Annotated in this window: 20 protein-coding genes and 1 pseudogene; 9 read left to right on the plus strand and 12 right to left on the minus strand. The window is 56.8% G+C overall.

Translation table 11 applies throughout. From position 1 onward, the window contains the following. The first annotated feature begins 63 nt into the window (after nt 1-63). Nucleotides 64-819 (plus strand): YebC/PmpR family DNA-binding transcriptional regulator, encoded by a 756-nt coding sequence (locus E9954_RS31455; protein WP_136083268.1) that lies wholly within the window; start codon nt 64-66, stop codon nt 817-819. A 53-nt stretch (nt 820-872) separates the two neighbouring features. Here E9954_RS31455 and E9954_RS31460 read toward each other — a convergent pair whose 3' ends face one another. Beyond that, nucleotides 873-1,172, minus strand: a complete 300-nt coding sequence (locus E9954_RS31460; RefSeq protein ID WP_168442731.1) for a type II toxin-antitoxin system VapC family toxin — start codon at nt 1,170-1,172, stop codon at nt 873-875. A 92-nt stretch (nt 1,173-1,264) separates the two neighbouring features. Continuing rightward, nucleotides 1,265-1,507: a hypothetical protein gene (locus E9954_RS31465; protein WP_136083270.1), complete on the minus strand. Its 243-nt coding sequence runs from the start codon at nt 1,505-1,507 to the stop codon at nt 1,265-1,267. 300 nt (nt 1,508-1,807) lie between these two features. On the opposite strand from E9954_RS31465, the gene E9954_RS31470 reads away from it, so the two are divergent. Beyond that, a complete protein-coding gene (locus E9954_RS31470; protein WP_136083271.1) occupies nt 1,808-2,233 on the plus strand; it encodes a hypothetical protein in 426 nt (141 codons plus the stop codon). A 97-nt stretch (nt 2,234-2,330) separates the two neighbouring features. On the opposite strand, the gene cysK is transcribed toward E9954_RS31470, so the two are convergent. Then, on the minus strand, nt 2,331-3,236 hold the full coding sequence (gene cysK, locus E9954_RS31475; protein WP_136083272.1) for a cysteine synthase A: 906 nt from the start codon (nt 3,234-3,236) through the stop codon (nt 2,331-2,333). A 209-nt stretch (nt 3,237-3,445) separates the two neighbouring features. Here cysK and ruvC point away from each other — a divergent pair, with 209 nt between their 5' ends. The 3 genes from ruvC to E9954_RS31490 all read left to right on the plus strand — a co-directional run bounded on the left by ruvC (nt 3,446) and on the right by E9954_RS31490 (nt 5,743). Beyond that, nucleotides 3,446-3,958 (plus strand): crossover junction endodeoxyribonuclease RuvC, encoded by a 513-nt coding sequence (gene ruvC, locus E9954_RS31480; RefSeq protein WP_136083273.1) that lies wholly within the window; start codon nt 3,446-3,448, stop codon nt 3,956-3,958. Between the two features lie 78 nt (nt 3,959-4,036). After that, nucleotides 4,037-4,777 carry an acyl-[acyl-carrier-protein] thioesterase gene (locus tag E9954_RS31485; RefSeq protein ID WP_136083274.1) on the plus strand — a complete coding sequence of 247 codons (741 nt, stop codon included), beginning with the start codon at nt 4,037-4,039 and terminating at the stop codon, nt 4,775-4,777. Nucleotides 4,778-4,825: 48 nt separating this feature from the next. Further along, nucleotides 4,826-5,743 (plus strand): sugar phosphate isomerase/epimerase family protein, encoded by a 918-nt coding sequence (locus E9954_RS31490; protein ID WP_136083275.1) that lies wholly within the window; start codon nt 4,826-4,828, stop codon nt 5,741-5,743. A gap of 259 nt (nt 5,744-6,002) precedes the next feature. Here the strand turns inward: E9954_RS31490 and E9954_RS31495 are convergent, their stop codons facing one another. The 9 genes from E9954_RS31495 to E9954_RS31535 form a co-directional block, all read right to left on the minus strand. Continuing rightward, the gene (locus E9954_RS31495) at nt 6,003-6,506 is read right to left on the minus strand and encodes a GNAT family N-acetyltransferase (RefSeq protein WP_168442732.1); all 504 of its coding nucleotides are present in this window, start codon (nt 6,504-6,506) and stop codon (nt 6,003-6,005) included. A gap of 73 nt (nt 6,507-6,579) precedes the next feature. After that, nucleotides 6,580-7,155 (minus strand): rubrerythrin, encoded by a 576-nt coding sequence (gene rbr / locus E9954_RS31500; protein WP_136083277.1) that lies wholly within the window; start codon nt 7,153-7,155, stop codon nt 6,580-6,582. Between the two features lie 80 nt (nt 7,156-7,235). After that, a complete protein-coding gene (gene katG, locus E9954_RS31505) occupies nt 7,236-9,428 on the minus strand; it encodes a catalase/peroxidase HPI (RefSeq protein WP_136083278.1) in 2,193 nt (730 codons plus the stop codon). Continuing rightward, nucleotides 9,425-9,883 (minus strand): Fur family transcriptional regulator, encoded by a 459-nt coding sequence (locus tag E9954_RS31510; RefSeq protein WP_136083279.1) that lies wholly within the window; start codon nt 9,881-9,883, stop codon nt 9,425-9,427. The genes katG and E9954_RS31510 overlap by 4 nt, the downstream gene beginning before the upstream one ends. Next, nucleotides 9,876-11,285 carry a glutamate synthase-related protein gene (locus tag E9954_RS33405; protein WP_136083280.1) on the minus strand — a complete coding sequence of 470 codons (1,410 nt, stop codon included), beginning with the start codon at nt 11,283-11,285 and terminating at the stop codon, nt 9,876-9,878. The genes E9954_RS31510 and E9954_RS33405 overlap by 8 nt, the downstream gene beginning before the upstream one ends. A 106-nt stretch (nt 11,286-11,391) precedes the next feature. Next, nucleotides 11,392-13,143, minus strand: a complete 1,752-nt coding sequence (locus E9954_RS31520) for a thiamine pyrophosphate-dependent enzyme (protein ID WP_136083281.1) — start codon at nt 13,141-13,143, stop codon at nt 11,392-11,394. Between the two features lie 100 nt (nt 13,144-13,243). Continuing rightward, complete coding sequence (locus tag E9954_RS31525) at nt 13,244-13,834, minus strand: SAM-dependent methyltransferase (protein WP_136083282.1); 591 nt, start codon at nt 13,832-13,834, stop codon at nt 13,244-13,246. Further along, nucleotides 13,835-15,388: an alkyl hydroperoxide reductase subunit F gene (gene ahpF / locus E9954_RS31530; protein ID WP_136083283.1), complete on the minus strand. Its 1,554-nt coding sequence runs from the start codon at nt 15,386-15,388 to the stop codon at nt 13,835-13,837. A 102-nt stretch (nt 15,389-15,490) separates the two neighbouring features. Next, nucleotides 15,491-16,054, minus strand: coding sequence for a peroxiredoxin (locus E9954_RS31535; protein ID WP_136083284.1), 564 nt, complete (start codon nt 16,052-16,054; stop codon nt 15,491-15,493). A gap of 188 nt (nt 16,055-16,242) precedes the next feature. Between E9954_RS31535 and E9954_RS31540 the strand changes: the two genes are divergently transcribed. The 4 genes and pseudogenes from E9954_RS31540 (at nt 16,243) to E9954_RS31555 (ending at nt 20,471) form a co-directional block, all read left to right on the plus strand. Beyond that, a complete protein-coding gene (locus E9954_RS31540) occupies nt 16,243-17,715 on the plus strand; it encodes an integrase core domain-containing protein (RefSeq protein WP_136083285.1) in 1,473 nt (490 codons plus the stop codon). Nucleotides 17,716-18,074: 359 nt separating this feature from the next. After that, nucleotides 18,075-18,950, plus strand: a complete 876-nt coding sequence (locus E9954_RS31545; RefSeq protein ID WP_136083286.1) for a LysR substrate-binding domain-containing protein — start codon at nt 18,075-18,077, stop codon at nt 18,948-18,950. Nucleotides 18,951-19,135: 185 nt separating this feature from the next. Then, nucleotides 19,136-19,456 (plus strand): annotated as a pseudogene (locus E9954_RS31550) (DUF4143 domain-containing protein); the annotation flags it as partial. Between the two features lie 70 nt (nt 19,457-19,526). Then, entirely contained in the window at nt 19,527-20,471 is a 945-nt protein-coding gene (locus E9954_RS31555; protein WP_136083288.1) for a DUF2971 domain-containing protein, read from the plus strand. The last annotated feature ends 16 nt before the right edge of the window (nt 20,472-20,487 follow it).

Below are 20,487 nucleotides of genomic sequence, written 5' to 3' on the forward strand. Positions count from 1 at the left end.
AGTCGTGAAGGGAAATCACGCCTCACGTTTCACGTCTCACGAAAGCAACACGGAGGTTTAGACATGGCCGGACATAGTAAATGGGCAAACATCAAGCATCGTAAAGGCAAGGCCGACGCAGCGCGCGGCAAGGTCTTCAGCAAACTCGCCAAGGAAATAATGGTTGCGGCATCGGCGGGCGGCGGAAACGTGGACGACAACATATCCTTGCGCGCATTGGTGCAGAAAGCCAAGGGCGTCTCGATGCCGAAGGACAACATCGACCGCGCCATCCTCAAGGGCACCGGCGAGCTCGAGGGCGGCCAGCTGACGGAAGGTTCCTACGAAGGCTACGCCGCCGGCGGCATCGCCGTGGTGGTCAAGGTTTTGACCGACAACAAGAACCGCTCGATCGCGGAAGTGCGCCATGCCTTCACCAAGGCCAATGCCAGCATGGCCGACCAAGGTGCCGTCAGCCGCATGTTCCAGCGCAAGGGGCAGATCTACATTGATAAAGAGCTGGTCTCGGAAGACAAGCTGATGGGCATTGTGCTTGAAGCCGGCGCCGAAGACCTCAAGACCGATGGCGACCAGTTTGAAATCATCACCGATCCAAACGATTTTGATAATGTATCCGATGCCATCACCAAGGCCGGCATCGACATGGCCGAGTCCGAAATCACCCTGATCCCCGATCTGGTCGTTGAGGTAACCGACCTTTCGCAGGCGCAGTCGATCATGAAGTTTGTCGAAGCCCTCGAAGAGCTTGACGATGTCCAGGATGTCTATACCAACTTCGACATTTCCGACGAAATCGCCGCCCAACTCGAAGCAGAGTAGGTAACCACGAGCGCTTGAGAATGCCCGCCTTTCGAGGCGGGCTTTTTTGCTATCTAGTCAACCCGCACATCGTGTTTCGCTGCCAGCATTTTCAATGCACCATCCCGGGTCAGTAGCAGGGCGTTGTTGCGGCGGGCGAGGACGAGGTAGAGCATGTCGTATACCGGGTGCCGGGTGCGGCATGCCATTGCAAAAGCTTCCGTATAAAGTTCACGGACATCGGCCAGAGAGTCAGGAAGCTCCAGTGCCAGCTCCATGGCCGCCTCGGCATGTTCCATCGGCATGTTTTGGAACGCATGGTATTTCCAGAAGACATTGGCGACTTCTGAAGCAAACAGGTCTGGGGCAATCACCCATTTTCCTTCAGCCTGAAGATGGCTCTCTGTTTCTCTTTCGGATGGGTGAAGAACCAGGTCAACCGCGGCCGAGGGTTCCAGAACAATCCTCATCGGGCTCGGTCTTCCTTTACCATGTCCGCCGCATCCGGAAGCTCCAACGCAGGTAGATGAGCCTCTTTTATGCGGGCCAAAAGGGCCTGCCGACGCTCGCGCGGATCTACCGTCAACTCCATTCCCCGGGCCAGGGTAACCACCGCCTGTTGAGCCAGGCTTCGGTGTTCGCGTTTAGCATGTTCCTGCAAGGTGCCATAAAGCACTGCGGGCATTTCCCTTACTTGTAACGAGGGCATCGTGGGCCTCCTGTTCTTTCACTTATCGGGAGAGTTCTGCATTTTGCATGCAGAATGCAAGCGCCGTCCTGCTGGGCCGCGTTCCGGTTGTTCCGTGCTTCTTCCCATTGCCCGGTTGCGGAGACCTGGACACGGCTTTGCCCGCATCCCCTGCGACCACTGAAAAAAATCCATGCGCCAATCTGTAATCGTGCCGTGCCCATGCCGTTGTAATGGGTGGAAGAAAACAAATGAAGCACCAGGTTTGAAGCCGCTGACCGGGAGCTTCCGTGTTGAGCGGCATAAGCAGAGGAAATAGGCATGAAAATGGATGGTGGAATTGAAAAAGTTGTACGGCGGACGGTAATCTTTGCCCTGATCATTATTGGCACGTTCGGGTTAACTGGCTGCAATGGTGATGGTGGAGATGATGGGGGTTATGGAGACCTGGATTCCTCCCACCTTGGCGAATGGGTTATTGTTGAAGTTGAAGACGAAGATGGAACCCGCACCAGTTTCCCCCATGGGACTGGCCTGTCCATAGGATTTAACGACGGTTACTGCTATCTATATTTGGGTAACGTGGCCGGAACTGGAGCTCCGTATACTGCTTCCGGCAATACCGTTGAGGCAACGTGGACTGGCGATACGCTCTTCAGGGGGACGATCAGCGGCAATACAATGACCGGCACGCTTACAGATTTGGACGACGGGGGAGTCACAAGGTTCAAGGCGACCAAAGCTTAGGTCGCATTCCAACGGCATCATCAACAAATGGCACTTGCTGAACCTTTCTGCAAGTGCCTTTTGGCTTCTTTCCGAACCCGGAATACCGGGCAGCTTTTCAAATCAGCGCCGTGCTGAAGTAGCGCTCGGCGCGGTCGGGCAGGACGGTGACGATGTTCTTATCCTTGCCGATCTTGTGGGAGAGCTGGATGGACGACCAAATGTTGGCGCCGGACGAGGTGCCCACCAGCGCGCCCTCTTTCAGCGTGAGGTTCCGCGCGGTTTTGATGGCATCGTCGTCGGTAACGGTGATGACGTCGTCGATCATGGAAACATCCAGCACGTCGGGTATGAAGCCATCGCCGATGCCCTCGATTTTATGCAGGCCGGGTTCATGGCCGAGCAGGGCGGACACGTTGGCGGGCTCGACGGCAACAACCATGATGTCCGGATCTTTTTCCTTCAGGAATTTTCCGACGCCGGCCAGCGTTCCGCCGCTGCCGATTCCCGCGACGAATGCATCGACCTGCCCCTCCATCTGTTTCCAGATTTCGGCGGCGGTCGTCTTGTAGTGGATTTCCGGATTTCCGGGATTGGTGAATTGGCCGGGGATGTAGAGGTTGGGAATCTCCTGCTTCAACTCTTCCAACTTGGCCAGGCAGCCGTTGAGGCTCTCTTCGGCCGGCGTGCAGATCAGTTCGCCACCGAAGGCCTGGATAATCTTGCGGCGTTCCTCGCTCATGTTTTCGGGCATGACGATAATGACGCGGTAGCCCTTTTGAACGCCCACGAACGTCACGCCGATACCGGTGTTGCCGGAGGTCGCCTCCGCAATGACCATGCCCGGTTTCAGTTCGCCGCTCTTCTCGGCTTGCTCGATCAGGTGCCGGGCCACGCGATCCTTCACGCTACCAGCCGGGTTCAGGTATTCCGCCTTGGCATAGATGGGAAAGTCGGTGATTTTTTCAAGGCGCAACATCGGCGTGTTGCCGATCGTGTTCAAGATGTTGGTGTAATATTCCATTCCCAGTTCCCCAAAAGGAAACACGTTACGGCGGACAGGGCATGTTAGGCAAAATGATTATGAGCTAAATGAGGAAGCGGCCCAGGTTCTTGGAGCGTTCAAAATGCTGCATGAAATGTTTTGCCGATTATTCCGTTCCACAGAACCTTGGTTGACACCCATCGCTTCCTGCTGGATATTCGTGCGGATACGTGGAGATGGGTGGCGATATGGCAAAACAAACGGTCAGGATTTTGGGGATTGATACGTCGCTTCGTTCGACGGGCGTCGGGATTATCGAGGTGCGGGGCGCGGAGATGCGGGCACTGGCCTATGGCCGGATCCAGAACAAGCCCAAGGTGCCGCACTCCGAGTGCCTGGAAAACATCTACAAGACCATCTCCGACCTGATCGAGGATCATAAACCCGATTGCGCCGCGATCGAGGGGGCCTTCTTTGCCAAAAATCCGAAGACGGCCATGGTGCTGGGACAGGCGCGCGGGGCGGCCATTGCCGCCTGCGCCGTCCAGCAGTTGACCATTTCCGAGCACACGCCGCGCAAGGTGAAGTCGGCCGTTGTCGGAACCGGTACGGCCGATAAAACGCAAGTGGCCAAGATGGTGATGCGCCTGCTGAATTTAAAAGAGCAACCGCAGGAAGACGCGGCCGATGCGCTCGCCATCGCCATCTGCCACCACCACCAACTCGCCCTTCCTAAAGAGATGCAGGCAAAAACCATTTAACCACAAAGCCACGAAGGACTCGAAGAAACCGCTTTGAGACTCTTGGTGCACTTCGTGACTTTGTGGTTTAATTTTCCCATGTCCGATCAAGTAAAACCCGAGTGGCACGCGGAGCATTTGATTGCATCCTACGACGTGGATCCCAATTGCGTTGCGCGTTTGCCGGTGTTCTGCCGGTTCATGCAGGAGGCGGCCTATTTCCATGCCGAGCATCTCGGGGTGGGGCACTCGCAGCTTTCACCGTCCGGTATCTCGTGGGTGTTGGCGAGAATGCGCATCGAGATCGGACGGTTGCCGAAATGGGGCGAATCCATCCGCTTGCGGACGTGGCCCTCGAACCGCGACCGCCTGTTCTACCACCGGGATTTCGAAATTACGGATGGGGACGGCAAGCTTCTGCTACTGGCCAGCACGGCTTGGTTCGTTATCGATATCCGAAAGCGGCAGCGTATCATTCCGGACTGGTGGGAGACGGCGAATTTTCCGGTTGGGGCCAAGGTGTTCCGCTCGAAGCTGGAACGGTTGAAAAGCTACGGATGCGAGGGGGGAGAACCCATGGCCGTCAACTATGGCGACCTCGACCAAAATGGGCACGTCAACAATGTCCGCTACATGGAATGGATCCTAAACAGCCTTCCCCGCGAGTTCCATCAGTCAAACCGGCTCCAATCCATCGAGGTCAACTATCTTGCGGAAGCGGTGTACGGCCACCAGGTTTCTATTTGTGCATCGGAACCCGAACCGTTGGTTTTCGATCACGCCATCCGTGCGGATGGTGCCGACCTGTTCCGGGCAAGGTCTGTCTGGAAACCCGTTTAAGTTTCGTCTATTTTGCTGAATCACCAAACCAAGGGAAGGAAGGGCACAATGAACCGAAAAAACTTCATCAATACCGTGGCAGCCGCCTCTGCCGTATCCGCATTGGGAGCCCGGGCCGCAGGCCATGCACCCAAGTCCGAATTCAAGATTTCGCTCGCGCAATGGTCGATCCGCAACCTGCATCGCGGAAAAGAGCCGGGGGCGGATCTGCTCGATCCGCTCGATTTCGCGAAGTATGCCAAGAACACGTGCGGCATCGATGGCATTGAATATGTCAACTCCTTCTATTTCGGGAAAGAGGGCGACGCAACCTATTTCGCCGAACTCAAGAAGCGCGCCGAGGGCGAAGGGGTCAAGAGCCTGTTGATCATGTGCGACGGTTGCGGCCGCGTTGGCGATCCAAAGGAAGCCTCCCGCATTGAAACGGTTGAAAAACACAAGCCATGGATGGCCGCCGCCGCGCAGCTCGGCTGCCACTCCATCCGCGTTAACGCCGGTAGCACCGGCAGCTTCGAGGAGCAGCAAAAGCTGGCGGCCGACGGCCTGGCCAAGCTGGCCGATGCGGCCAAGCCCTACGGCCTGAACGTCATCGTCGAAAACCATGGCGGGCTGTCGAGCAACGGTGCCTGGTTGGCGGGTGTGATGAAGATGGTCGACCTGCCGACGGTTGGAACGCTTCCGGACTTTGGGAACTTTAAGATCGATCGTAAAACCGGCGAAGAATACGACCGCTATCTGGGCATGAAGGAACTCATGCCGTTTGCCAAAGGGGTCAGTGCCAAGAGCCACGCGTTCGATGCCGAAGGCAACGAAACCAAGAGCGACTATTTCCGCATCATGAAGATCGTGGCCGACTCCGGCTACCGGGGTTATGTTGGTGTCGAGTGGGAAGGCTCCAAGCCCGGTGCCACGGAAGGCATCCTGCTGACCAAGGCGCTGATCGAGCGCGCCGTCGCGGAACTTTAATTTTTTTACCACAGAGGGCGCCGAGATCACCGAGGAAAAGCCTCTGTACTACTATCCGTCAATTTCTTGTTTTCCTGGCAAATTTTTTCACCACCCGCTGCGCTAGAGGACTCTGAGGCACAGAGGGTTAGGATGCTCTGTGTCTCTGAGATCTCTGTGGTAAAAAATCCGTGTCTTCGGTGTTCATCTGTAGCTTCAAATAATTTGGTTGCGGCACCGCTGCTCCAGGCTCTCCGTGTCCTCTAGCGAAGCGGGAGGTTTAATTATTTTTCGCTTTGCCATAGACAAAGCAGTCGCAGGTTTCGCCGTTGAGCATGAGTTTACCTTTGGCGATGCCTTCTTTGCGGTAGCCGGATTTTTCTGCAACCCGCGCGCTGGCTTTATTGGCTTTTATCATGTTGATTTCGATACGTGTGATGCCGAACTCTTCAAAGGCCATCTTTTCGATGAGCTTCACGGCTTCAACTGCGATGCCTTTACCCCAGTATTCTTCATCTACAAAATAACCGACCTCTCCGCAGTAGGGCCGGTGCGACTCCCGGTGCACGCCGACAGCACCGACAATTGTATCTCCGTATAGGATCGTGAAGTTGAACCAGACCTTCTGCTCGCGCCATTCCTTGTTCTTTCGCAGGAAGTCCCGCTCTTCCTTGATGGTCTTAGGTTTGGCCGGGAAGTAGGTGAAGTTCTGGCTGTTCAGGATTTCATAAAACCGCTTGGCATCCCCGAGCTGCTGGTATCGTATGGTTACGCTCTTTTTCATGGATGGAATATGAGCAAAGAAAAAGCCGAGGTCAATGACCCCGGCTTTACTGTTTTCCAATGGTTGGAAACGCTTAGTAGTTTTCGCCCAGGACTTCGAAGTGCGCCTGCGGGTGTGCGCAGGCCGGGCACATGCCGGGAGCCTCTGCCGCCTCGTGGATGAAGCCGCAGTTACGGCACTGCCAGATGACCACGCCGTCTTTCTTGAAGACCTTTCCGGCTTCGAGGTTGGCCAGCAGATCGCGGTACTGTTTTTCATGCTGTTTTTCGGCAATGGCGATCTTTTCCCAGATCACGGCCGCGGCTTCGAATCCTTCCTCGCGGGCCTTGGCCGCGAAGGCCGGATAGAGCTCCGTCCACTCTTCGTTTTCGCCATCGGCCGAAGCTTTCAGGTTTTCAGCCGTGGTGCCGATCACACCGGCCGGGAACATGGCCGTGATCTCCACGCCGCCGCCTTCGAGCTGTTTGAAGAAACGCTTGGCGTGTTCCTTTTCCTGGTCCGCGGTTCTTTCGAACATGGCGGAAATCTGCACGAGGCCTTCCTTTTTCGCGGCGGATGCGAAGTAGGTGTAGCGGTTGCGCGCCTGGGATTCCCCCGCGAAGGATTTCAGCAGGTTCTGTTCGGTTTCCGTGCCTTTGAGGCTTTTCATGTTTTTCTCCTTGGTTAGTTAGTTCTGTTAATCCCGAACGCTTCGGCTGCCCCTGCAACCGAAGCGATTCATATACTCTCTTAAACGAGATCGAAGCGATCAAGGTTCATCACCTTGTTCCAGGCCGCAACGAAGTCGTTTACGAATTTTTTCTTTGAATCGTCCTGTGCATAGACTTCCGCCAGAGCACGAAGTTGCGAGTTTGCGCCGAAGACCAGATCCACCCGGGTTGCCGTCCATTTGCGCCTGCCCGTTTTGCGGTCGAATCCTTCGTAGAGGCCGTCCTCTTCCGCCGAAGGCTTCCATTCGGTGCCCATGTCGCACAGATTCACGAAGAAGTCGTTCGTCAGCGTTTCCTTCTGTTTGGTTAAAACGCCGTTCTTCGACTTCTTGTAGTTGGCGTTCAATACGCGGAGGCCTCCGACCAGCACCGTCATTTCGGGGGCGGTCAGTGTCAGCAGCTGCGCACGGTCAATCAGCAGTTCTTCCGCCGGGATGGAATAATTCTTCGGAAGATAGTTGCGGAACCCGTCGGCTACCGGCTCGAGGTAGGCGAACGAATCCACCTCGGTCATTTCCTGCGAAGCATCCGTCCGTCCCGGTTTAAAGGGCACGGTCACCTTTGGGCCGCTTTTTTCGGCAGCCTTTTCGATGGCCGCGCAGCCGCCCAGCACGATGAGGTCGGCCAGCGAGATCTGCTTGTTCTGTTTCTTGTGCTTGCGGTTAAACGTGCCCTGGATTTCTTCGAGCACCTTGAGCACTTTACGCAGTTGCGCAGGTTGGTTGACTTCCCAGCTCTTCTGCGGCGCCAGCCGGATGCGTGCACCGTTTGCTCCGCCGCGCTTATCGGAGCCGCGGAAGGTGGAGGCCGAGTTCCAGGCGGTCGAAACCAATTGGGGAATCGGCAGTCCAGACTTGAGAATCTGTTGCTTGAGTTCTTTGACGTCGGCTGCGCTGGCCAACTTATGGTTTACCGGTGGAACCGGATCTTGCCAGATCAGGTTTTCGGCCGGTACTTCGGAACCAAGATAGCGCGATTTAGGGCCCATGTCGCGGTGCGTCAGCTTGAACCACGCCCGTGCAAACGCATCATAAAACGCATCCGGGTTTTCCAGATAGCGCTTGGCGATCTTTTGGTATTGCGGATCGAACTTCAGCGAGAGATCCGCCGTTGTCATCATGGGCGGATGCTTTTTTGACGGATCGTGCGCATCGACAATCAAATCTTCCTCATCCACATCGATGGCATACCACTGGTGCGCGCCGGCCGGACTCTTGACCAGCTCATAGTCGTATTTAAGCAGTACCTTCAGGTAACCCATATCCCATTTCGTGGGATTAGGCTTCCAAGCGCCTTCGATGCCACTGGTGATCGTGTCGCCGCCCTTGCCGCTCTTGTAGTTGCTCTTCCAGCCCAGCCCCATCTCTTCGAGCGGAGCCGCCTCGGGTTCGGGGCCCACATGCTTGGCGGGCCCCGCGCCGTGGCACTTGCCGAACGTATGGCCGCCCGCAACAAGCGCAACCGTCTCTTCGTCGTTCATGGCCATGCGCGCAAAGGTTTCGCGGACATCCTTGCCGGAGGCCACCGGATCCGGATTGCCGTTCGGGCCTTCAGGGTTCACGTAGATCAGCCCCATCTGTACGGCGGCCAGTGGATTATCCTTCTTTTTAACGTCAAGGTCCCGGTCATCGTTTTCAAGCCAGCCTCTTTCGGAGCCCCAGTTGACGTCATGGTCGGGCTCCCATACATCCTCGCGTCCGCCGCCGAAACCGAAGCATTTGAAGCCCATCGATTCAAGCGCAACATTACCGGCAAGGATGATCAGGTCGGCCCAGGAAATGTTGTTTCCATATTTTTGCTTGATCGGCCAAAGCAGCCGCCTTGCCTTGTCTAGGCTAACATTGTCCGGCCAGCTGTTGACCGGAGCGAAGCGTTGCTGGCCGCGTCCGCCGCCGCCCCGGCCATCGCCGACGCGGTAGGTTCCGGCGCTATGCCACGCCATGCGGATCATGAGGCCGCCGTAATGGCCCCAGTCCGCAGGCCACCATGCCTGGGAGTCGGTCATCAGCTCGGTCAAATCCTTCTTGACCGCTTTCAAATTCAGTTTCTTGAACGCTTCGGCATAGTTGAAGTCCTCTCCCATGGGGTTGGACTTCGACGAATGTGCGTGCAGGAGATCGAGCCGTAGTTCATTCGGCCACCAGTCCCTGTTTGCCGTTCCCCCGCTGGAATGGCCCATTCCCGTCACCGGGCATTTGCTTTCGGTGTTCATGGTTTGTTCCTCATGGTTGGGTTGCATGTATGGCAGACGCCGCGCACCTGCACATGCAGGCTTTCGGCGCTGCCGAGAGCTTCGATGCCATCCGGCAGGGTGGGTTCGTCGTTTAAGTAGATGTCCGAAATGCTGCCGCATTTCGTGCAGATGAAATGGTGGTGCGTATCGCCGTTGGCGTCGTAGCGCGCGCGGCCGCCGATGGGATCGACCCGGCTGACGAGCCCCATTTCCTCCAGCGATGCCAGCGTGCGGTAGACCGTGTCGTGCGAGATGGTCGTCAACCGTTTTCGCACGCGCCGGAAGATGGTGTCGGCATCGGGATGCTCCCCGGTGCTCGCCACCTCGCGGAAGACTTCCAGCCGCTGGTGTGTCATGCGCAGGCCGTTTTCGCGACAGACTTCCGTCAGCCGCCCCAGCCGGGCTTCCACTTCACTTGGATCGATGTCAGGCATGTTCGATATTCGTGTGGTTCGAGATTTCCGAGTTGGTGGTGAACAGCGATTTGCTGTTCAGCCCGTGCACGTCGGCGTTGCCGGTGATGCGGGCGAAGGTTTTGAGCTCTTCGGTGCAGACGGTCAGATAGTTGGCCAGACGCTGGGCCGATTGGTCGATGTTGAGCCGCTTGCGCAGCTCGGGTTCCTGGGTGGCGATGCCCATGGGGCACTTGCCGGAGTTGCACATGCGGTATTGCTGGCAACCGATCGCCATCATTGCCGCGCTGGCGATGGCAACGGCGTCGGCCCCCATGGCGAGCGCCTTGGCCATGTCGGACGAAACGCGGAGGCCGCCGGTGATGATCAGGTCGACGGTGGCGTTGTTTGCATCGAGGAATTTCCGGGCGCGGTGGAGGGCATGGATGGTCGGAACCGAGGTGGCGGCCTTGATGTGTTTTGGTGCCGAGCCGGTTGCTCCCGCGCGCCCGTCGAAGGTGATGAAATCCGGGCCGGCCGACAGCGCGAATTCAAGATCGGCCTCAATGTTGCCGGCCGCCATCTTGATGCCGATGGGCCGCCCTCCGGAACGTTCGCGCAGCCAGTCCACCTTGGTCTTCAGGTCTGTTGCCGATTGAATGTCGCTGAAGGAGGAAGGACTGATGATATCCAGCCCTTTTTCACGTCCGCGAACCGCCGCAATTTCATCCGTCACCTTGTTGCCGGGCAGGTGGCCGCCCATACCGGGCTTGGCCGACTGGCCGATCTTGATTTCGATGGCGTCGGCGTTCCGGAGGTTTTCCTCGGTCACGCTGTATTGGTTCGGGACGTATTCGAAAATATATTTGTGCGCCAGCGCGCGGCTTTCGGGCAGGATGCCGCCTTCGCCGGAACACATGCCGGTGCCGACCATGCCGCTCCCCTTGGCCAGCGCCATTTTGGCCTCTTTCGAGAGCGCGCCGTACGACATGTGCGAGACCATCACCGGGGTATCCAGCTCCATCGGCCTGGCCGCATTTTTCCCGATGATGGTCTTGGTGGAAACGTCGGCATCGTGCGCCAGCGGCATCGGGTTGAGCTGCGCGCCTTTAATCAGGATATCGCCCCACGAAACCACCGGCAGCTTCGTGCGCATCGGCTCATGGATGGAATGGCCGGTTTGCGCCATTTCGTGGATATCCTTCATCCAGTCTTCCGTGTCGTCGGAGGGCCGCTCCCAGTCTTTCAGATAGGTGGACGGATCCTGTTCCTTGGGTTTGTCGGACGGAATCAGTTGGGTTGAATGGCCGACCGGTTCGCCTTCGGCCGGCTTCTTATTGAACAGCGCCTTGCTGGCTCCGCAGACCGGGCAGGCCCAATCGTCGGGCAGCTCGTTGCTGTCGCTGTGTTCAAAACCGCAAACTGTGCAAACGTAAGTGACCATTCTTTTCCTCGTTGTTCGGGGTGCGAATTAAAGCCCTATCGACCCCGTCTGTAAAACCTTGTTCATTGTTTTGCCTATTTAGGATTGAATCCTAATAGTGGAGTTCCTAGACCAACTCCGGGTCGCACATGATCTCCACCAGGGCTGCTCCTTCATGGGCCAATGCCGCTTTCACGGCTTCGGCAATCTCTTCGGGTTTTTCCACGCGGAATCCTTTTGCGCCGCAGATCTCGGCATATTCCGCGAAGTTTGGATTATGCAGTCCGGTTTCCCAGACTTCCATTTCGGCCATGCGTTGCTCGGTGCTGATTTTGCCAAGCTCATTGTTGTTGATCAGGATATGGGTGATGTTCATGTTGTATTTGACCGCCGTGCACAACTCGCCCATGTACTGGCCGAAGCCGCCGTCGCCGGTGAGCGCAACGATCGGCCGTTCCGGCGCGGCCGCCCAGGCGCCCATGGCGGCGGGATAGCCGAAGCCGATGGAGCCGAGGTAGCCCGACATCAGAACCGGCTGGCCCTTGCTCTCGAAATATCGACCGAACGAATAGGTGTTGTTGCCCACGTCCACGGCGATCACCGCATTGTCTGGGATCAGCTCGCTGAGTTGGGCAAAGACGGAGGATGCGTTGAGCCCCTTGCCGTTATCTTTTGTTGCGCGGTTTTCCTTCTCGGCTTTCCACTCCGCCTTCTTCGCCGCGATCTCTTCGCGCCGGTCGATGCTCTTCGGGTTTTCCAACCCTTTGGAAAGGAGGTTGGCTGTAATCCCGATTTCTCCGACCACCGGAACATCCACGGAATGGAACTTGCCCAGTGTGATCGGATCGAGGTCGACCTGGATCGTTGGGATGTCTTTATTGATGCCGGTGTGCTGCGAGAACGACGCGCCGAATACAACCAGCAGGTCGGCGCTGTTCATGAAGTGCGCCGAAACCAACGTTCCGCTACGGCCGAGAACGCCGCAACCCAGCGGGTCGTCATCGCGGATCAGCCCTTTGCCTTTAAAGGTGGTGATGACCGGGCAGTTCAGTTCATTGGCCAGTCTTTTCACGGCATCCATCTGGAAGCGTGCGCCGTGGCCGACGATGATGGCCGGGCGTTTCGCTTGGTTCAACCGTTCCAGTGCTTGGGACAGCGCGCTTTCCGGTGGGGTAATGTCGAGGGCGGGAAGCCGGCCTTCCGGGGTGCCGGCTTCTTGATCCGGCGCAGGGAGGGTCTGCACTTCGTTGGGATAGATCAGGTGGCCAACGTCGCGCTGGAGGATCGCGTTTTTCAGCGCCAGGTTCATCAACTCTGCGTGGTGGCTGGTATCGAGCACGGTCTGGCTCCAGCAGGCGACGCTGGAAAAGGCCGAGGCTAGATCGACCTCCTGGAACGCGCCGGGGCCGAGCACCTGCGTGTCGATCTGTCCGGTCAGCGCGAGGATCGGTATCCGATCCATCCGCGCATCCCACAGTCCCGTCAGCAGGTTGGTTGCGCCGGGGCCGGCGATGGAGAGGCAGGCGGCGGGCTTGCCGGTCAGCTTGCCGAAGGCCGAAGCGGCGAACGAGGCCGCACCCTCGTGGCGGATGCCGATATACTTCAATTTGCCGGCCTCGCACTGTTTGCGGATGGCATCGGCGAGTCCAAGGTTGGAGTGGCCCACCATTCCGAAGACCGTGGTGACGCCCCAGTTGATCATGGTTTCGACCATCACGTCCGAAACGGTCGGTTGCTCGGTGGATTCCGGCACCGTCTCTTCAGGGGTCTCGGAAGTCATCGGCGAAAACTCGGAGGCGGGGACGCCGCAGACGGGGCAGGTTTCCGGAGGTTCGGGGCCATCGTGTTCATAGCCGCAGACATTGCATTTCCATTTCATCGCCAATCTCCAGATTAAGGATGGTTCCTATATCGGAGATGGTCGCAATAAGCCAGAAATAAAACCCTTACATCAATATACGTATTTTATCTAAAAAGGGCTAGGCCTTGCGGGCAATGAACTGGACGACGGCGGCGGGGCCGGAGTGTTTGGTGCCTTCGTTGACTTCGCGTTCGGTTTCCAGCGCCTGCACGATGTCCAGCGCCTGGAAATCCTGCTTAAGCATTTCAGCCGAGAACAACAACTCCGGAACCGGGGGGCCACCTGTGCCGGAGGTTTTGAGCTGTTCCACGGTATAGGCTTCGAGCAGGAAGACCCCGCCGTCGGTCAGGCTCTTTGCGGAAGCTTCGTGCACTTTTTGGCGCAAAGATTCCGGCAGGTGGCAAAAGATGGATACGACGTTGTCCCAGCGATTCGGCTCGATCGCAAAGTCGTTCAGATCGGCATGGACGGTTTCAATTTCCACCCCGTTATCGGATGCAAGCTTCCGGGCTTTTTCCAGCCCCACCAAGGACATATCGACGGCGGTAACATTGAAGCCCTGCTTGGCGAGATACACGCTGTTTCTCCCTTCGCCATCCGCCAGGCAAAGCACGCTGCCCGGTTTAAGTTTGCCGACATTGGTACCTAGAAAATCATTCGGCTCGGTGCCGAAAATATATTCATCGGCTGAATAGCGTTCGTCCCACATCTATTTTTCCAAGGGTTGTATGTTGCCACGCGCGAAATCCTCGAAGGCGGAAAGCCCGGCTTTGGCTCCTTCGCCCATGGCGATGATAATCTGCTTGTAGGGCACGGTGGTCAAGTCCCCGGCGGCATAAACGCCGGTCTTGTTTGTACGGCAATGGCCATCGACCACGATCTCGCCCATGGGATTGAGTTCCACCAAATCCGCAAACGGTGCGCTGTTGGGTACGAGCCCGATCTGCACGAAGATGCCATCGGCCACGACCGTTTCGAGTTGGCCAGAAGCCCGGTTTTCGAATTCGATGCCCGTCACTTTGTCGCCATTGTCGATCACTTTGGCTGCGGCGGCGTTGGTGTGGATGGTTACATTTTCCAAAGACTGGGCTTTCTCGACCAGAACGCCGTCGGCTTTTAGCTGGTCGGCGAATTCGAGCAGGGTGACCTTGGAACAGATGCCCGCCAAATCGATGGCCGCCTCGACGCCGGAGTTGCCACCGCCGACCACGACGACGGGTTTGTCTTTATAGAAGGGGCCGTCGCAGTGCGGGCAGAAGGCCACGCCGCGGCCAATGTTTTCTTTTTCGCCGGGAATGCCGAGCTGTCGCCACTTGGCACCGGTGGCCAGAACCAATGCGCCGGTGGTGACCACTTCGCCGCCTTTCATCTGCAGCGTTTTGCGGTCGCCATCTACGATGCGTTCCACGCGGCGGTGTTCGAGAATATCGATCGGATATTCGCTGATGTGCTCGAACAGGCTGTTGGCCAGGTGCGGCCCTTCGGTGTAGGGGATCGAGATCAGGTTTTCAATGCCCTTGGTCTCGTTGACCTGGCCGCCGATCTTCTCGGCAATGATGGCGGTCTTGAGGCCCTTGCGGGCGGTGTAGATCGCGGCCGATGCTCCGGCCGGGCCGCCACCGATGATCGCCACGTCGTATTGCTTGGTTTCGGTGGTCTCGATTTCGCCGGCACCATAGTGCGCTTCCAGCTTGTCGAGCAGCTCGGCCAGATCCGCTTTCCCGGCATGCAGCAACGTATCGCCCGCAACGACGGCGGGTACGCCCTGGATTTTTCGCTCGGAAATCTCGGGTTGGAAATGGGTGCCTTCCACCATCTCGTGCTGGAAGTCGGGATGGATCAGCGCCATCTGGTTGAGCGCCTGCACCACGTCCGGGCAGTTGACGCAGCCGGTGGAGACATAGCTAACGAGCTTGATCGGCCCTTTGAGGGCGGCGATCCGGTTCTTGATTCCATCATCCGGCCACTTGCCTTTTCCGTCGGCGTTGAGGATGGCAAGAATCAGCGTCGTGAATTCGTGGCCCCCGGGAACGCCGCGGATGACGATGGGCAGCGCCTCGCCATTGCGCTCGAAGCGGGTTTCAAAGCCTTCGGCATCCTGCTCAACGAGTTCGATCTTATCGGAGACCGACGCCACGTCGTGCATCATTCCAACCAGTTCCTTCTCCGCCGCATGGCCCTTGGCGGAAACCAGCAGTCGGTAGGATGATTCGAGATCGGCATATACGGTTTTGAGTTGGTTGAGTGTGGCTTGGTCGAGCATGGGATTTCTCTTATATGTGAATTGTTTTGCTAAAGAAAATGCCGCCCCCCGCAAAAGGGAGGAGTAGCGGGGGGCGGCGGGTGTTGCGGGGTGGGGGATTGATTAGATTTTGCCGACGAGATCGAGGCCGGGCTTCAGGGTGTCGCCGCCGGGCGTCCAGTTTGCCGGGCAAACCTGGTCTCCGTTCTCGTGCACAAACTTGGCGGCTTCCAGCTTGCGCAGCGCTTCGGCGGCGGAGCGGCCGATGCCGAGGTCGTGGATCTCTGCGGTTTTCAGGTTGCCGTCGGGATCGATGATGAAGGTGCCGCGCAGCGCCAGACCTTCTTCTTCGATGTATACGCCGAACTGCTTGGAAACCGCGCCCGTCGGATCGGCGCCCATCGGATAGTCCACCTTGCCGATGGCGGGCGACTCGTCGTGCCAGGCCTTGTGGACGAACGCGGTGTCGGTGGAAACGGAGATGACTTCCGCGCCGGCTTCCTGGAATTTCGGGTAGAGAGCGGCCAGGTCTTCAAGCTCGGTCGGGCAGACGAAGGTGAAGTCGGCCGGGTAGAAAGCCAGCACGACCCACTTGCCCTTGTAGTCGGACAGTTTGATGTCCTTGATTTCGTCGTTCTGGAAGGCGGCCATTTTGAACTCTTCTACGGGTTGTCCTACTTTGATCATTTTCTTTCTCCTGTGTTGGTTGGTGTTTCTGGTCAGTTTTCTCTTCGTTTTCATCTCTAAACTACTTCTCTTGATTGGGGGTTGATGCCTTCGGCGTCTTCTCCCCTGTTTTATCCCGAGTTTTGATTGGATAAGATGGGGTCGTTCCAAGCCCTTTTGCCGCACGCAAAAAAAACAGGGAAGACCCCATGAAAAATGATCTAAGGAAACTGCTTCGCTGGGTATGTCGCAAGCTTACCTACAACGATCTGGCTTCGGTGGTGCCGGTGCTGCTCGAAGTACTCAACGGTTCAAGGCAGGATATCGAACTCAAGCCGCAGGAAGTGCGGCCTCCGCACTATCGCCAGTTCCGGGTCGATCCTCAACCGCCGCTATGCGAACCATTGCTGCCGCACGCACCGCAAAAGGACTGGGAGGAGCTTCAGGCCGACCATTTGCGCGCCACGGGAAAAACAATCGCCAAGGTAGCGCGTCGGACGGGTTCGCCCATGCCGCCTGAAAAATGCCGATGCCGGCACTGCCATGCCCCCGTGCGCTATCTCTACCTCAACAACGGAAAGCTTGGGTCGCAGGTTCAGTGCAAGATCTGCAAAAGGACTTCGCCAACCGACAAGCCCCGGCGCGAAAGCAAGGCGCGCTACTGGTGCCCGCATTGCGGCTATGCACTCTTTCGATGGAAGGAGGATGGCCTGTGCACCGCCTTCAAGTGCCCGAACGACCACTGCCCCGTCTACGTACGGAACCTCGCCCAGCTCACGCCCGAAGAGCACGCCATGCGCAAAGCCGGAAACATCAGCCAGTTCAAGCTGCGCTACCACTTCCGCGAATACCACTTCGCCTCGCAACACCTTCCGCTCAAACGCCCCGAAGACGCCCCGGTCGATCTCAACCGCATCCCCCCCAGCCTGCATACCCTCGGACTCTGCCTCACCTTCTCCATCAGCCTCGGACTCAGCGCAAGGCTCACCGCCCAGGCGCTCGAACGCGTCTTCGGGATCCGCATCTCGCACCAGACCGTCGTCAACTACATCAAGGCCGCAGCCTGCCAGCTCGCCGACTTCACCGATGAAAACAGTCCCGTTCCCGAAGGAACCTGCGCGGCGGACGAAACCTACATCAAGATCGGCGGGAAAACCCGCTACACCTGGCTCGTCATCACCGAAACACGGCGGGCCATCTGCGGCTACAACCTCTCCGAAACCCGTGGGGCCGAACCGGCGCTCGGACTCATCCAAAGCATGTGCGGCCCGCCGGACGCGCCCCGGGCCGAAGCCTTCGAACTCGTCACCGACGGCCTGCCGTCCTACGACAGCGCCACCGTCGCCTACAACACCGCCGCCGTGGTGGCCGGAGGCGAAGCAGTCCTGAATAAACGTACCGTCATCGGACTCAAGAACCTCGATCCCGAAAGCGAGACCTACCGCGTCTACAAGCAGCTCATCGAGCGGCTCAACCGCACCTATAAATACCACACGCGACCCCGCGCCGGCTTCAAGAGCTTCGACGGAGCCACGGCACTCACCACGCTCTTCGTCGCCTACTACAACTTCATGCGCCCGCACGGCAGCCTCGGCGGGCATCCGCCCGTCGCGATCGCCTGCCTCAAAGGCAAGAGGCTCTACCCCGACATGTGGGTCGAGCTCCTCCGGCAAGCCGCATGAACAATCAAAACTCGGATGTCAAAGAACACGAGGCTTTCGCCTCAGCTACCCACAGCCCCGCTGTGCGTCGCCGCCCTCATCAGGGCTAAAAAACAACAATCAAATCATCGCCGACACAGAAACCATCCCCATCAAAAGCCTTCTTTCGGCCCAGTAAGGGGACCCATCTCACCTTGCTTCTCTGCCATCGGCTCTTTCATCGAAAATTTTACAGAACCTGGTTGGTTAACGCTGTTTCTTTCGATGCGCAATAACCTGCACTAGGCCATGGGTTTTGTAAAATATATAGAATTTACTAGTATGATAAATATTGCTTATCGAACAGGGGTGTGTGATTTTTCATTTTTTGGTGAAGTAATATGAATCTACAGGCATTCAAATATCTATTGGCACTCGAAGCGGAAGGTGGGTTCCACCGAGCGGCCGAGGCGTGCAACGTCAGCCAACCCGCGTTGAGCATCCAGATCAAGAAGTTCGAGGAGGAATTGGACATCCGGTTGCTTGAGCGTGGCCACAAGGGGTTCTTCTTCACCCCCGCCGGCAAGGAGGTGCTGGAGCGCGCCCGGATCGTGATGCAGCAGGTGGCGGAGATTGAAGAACTCTCCGAGCTTTGGAACGATCCCTACGCCGGCCAGCTTTCCATCGGGGCCTTCCCGACGTTGGCTCCCTATTATTTGCCGTCGATCATCGACCACCTGGTTGATTCCTATCCCAACCTGCAGGTCAACCTGGTTGAGGAAAAGACGCATGTGTTGCTGGAGCGGTTGAAGGCCGGCACCATCGACGCCGCGTTCCTCGCGCTGCCGGAGGATGAACCCGCGCTTGAATGCGGGACGATTTTCTCGGAGGAGTTCCATGTTGGCGTTGCGCCTAACCACCCATTGGCCAAACGGAAAACCATCACGCCCGAAAAACTATCGGAAGAAAAACTGCTGTTGCTGGAAGAGGGGCACTGTTTGAGAGGGCAGGCCTTGGAATATTGCGCCACGGCGGGCATTGGCGAAGTGCTGAACTTCCGTGCCTCTTCGATGGAGACATTGCTGCAGATGGTTTCCATGGGGAGGGCCGTGTCGCTGATCCCCGACTGTGTCGCCAAGCGCAACCCGCACCTGCACTATCTCAAGCTCAAGGGCGGCGGTGCCGAGCGTACCATCGCCCTCTTCTGGCGCAGGTCCAGCGTCCGCCGCGACCTCATGCTCGAGCTCGTCGACGATCTGGGCCGCGAGTATGCGTAATGCCCGGGCTTGAACCTAATCCGGGGATAATTTGACAAATCTAAAGTATTGAATTAGATATGTCATATGAAGTTTATCGAACGCCAAATCACATCGGAGCTAAAAAGGGCCGCCATGCATTTTCCGGCGGCGATCGTTAGCGGCCCTCGCCGTTCGGGAAAGACAACGCTGTTACGGCATCTGTTCGCGGTGCCGTTTTCGAAGAGTTCGTTGCGTCAGAAATCCTGAAACATCGCTTGAATCGGGGTCTGGATCGAAACCTCTACTATTTCCGGGACCGCCAAGGCTTGGAAGTCGATTTCCTGATCGACAATGGGAACAATGCAATTCAGAGGCTGGAGGTGAAGGCTTCCAGAACTCCAAGAAGCGACGATGCCACCCCCATGCGTTCGCTCATGAAAAACATGGGCGGGAAAAACGTGTCGGCATGGCTGGCGCATGATGGGCCGAGCCAAGCGTTAACGGTGCTCGCTCCCGGGGTGAAAGCCATTGGAATTGAGGACTGACAGCCATATTATAAATGGTCGCACGAAGTCTGTCGCGAAAGCACTATGACAGTAAGGAGGGTGATGCAGAATGAACAAATGTCCAGAACGGCTCTATATGTATTTGCGATTGGATACCTTTGGGCTGAAGAAGTTAATCGCGTTGCTAAATGGAACGGTACCTTTAACCAAGGTGTCGTGGTTCAACGATCCCTTTGATTCTCAACTTTCATTTGATCATACTGGTACGCAATATGAGCAGACCGAGGATATTCAGCGATCGATTGATAGGGGGCAAATTGGAGAAGAACGGGTTCAGTCAATGGAGTCGCGCATCTTTGAAGATGGCTTCATTTCAACTCGGGCAGTCTTCTGTGTTACCGAGTGCTGGGACTCGTGTCTAATGTGGTCGCATTATGCCGATTCACATAAAGGTATATGTGTTGAATTAGCGTACGATAAGGATACGCGTTTACCTGATGGATGCGAATTTGGGAAAGTTCGTTATTCCACGCACTATCCACGTCCCGTGGCGAATCGGATTGAAGATCCATCTGAGTTCCAGACTTTGTTTTTAACCAAATCAACCGATTGGATGTATGAGCATGAGTGGCGCCTCATCGCTACCGTTGACAACCATTTGGACAAGACGAAAACCTTTGATGGCCTAATCTCGAGATCTCCGTTTACTGTAGCTCGGATCCTATGTGGGGTTAAGTGTCAAAATAGTATGGATGTCAGGGATTTGTACCAAGGGGCCGGATTGCCGGGGAGCAAAGAAATCTTGAGCGATGAGGATTGTGGCTTTGTTGAGAAACTTGAGCAGAGATATTTGGACGGAGATGTGAATGGAGCTTATACCTCATTGCTGAGGTATCTTGAAAAATTCAAAGTTGACCGGAAGAAAGATACTCTTGAAAGGGCAAGTGCCAAAGAAGAAATCATCTCAACGGCGATTCTGCAGATTCTGAATTTTGATGGCTACATCGTTAGGCTCAAGAAGTCCGATGTGAGATTCGCTATTACGCAACTGTAAGTTAAAGTTTCAAGGA

This window comes from Pontiella desulfatans (assembly GCF_900890425.1).
In the GTDB taxonomy this organism is placed as follows: Bacteria; Verrucomicrobiota; Kiritimatiellia; order Kiritimatiellales; family Pontiellaceae; genus Pontiella; species Pontiella desulfatans.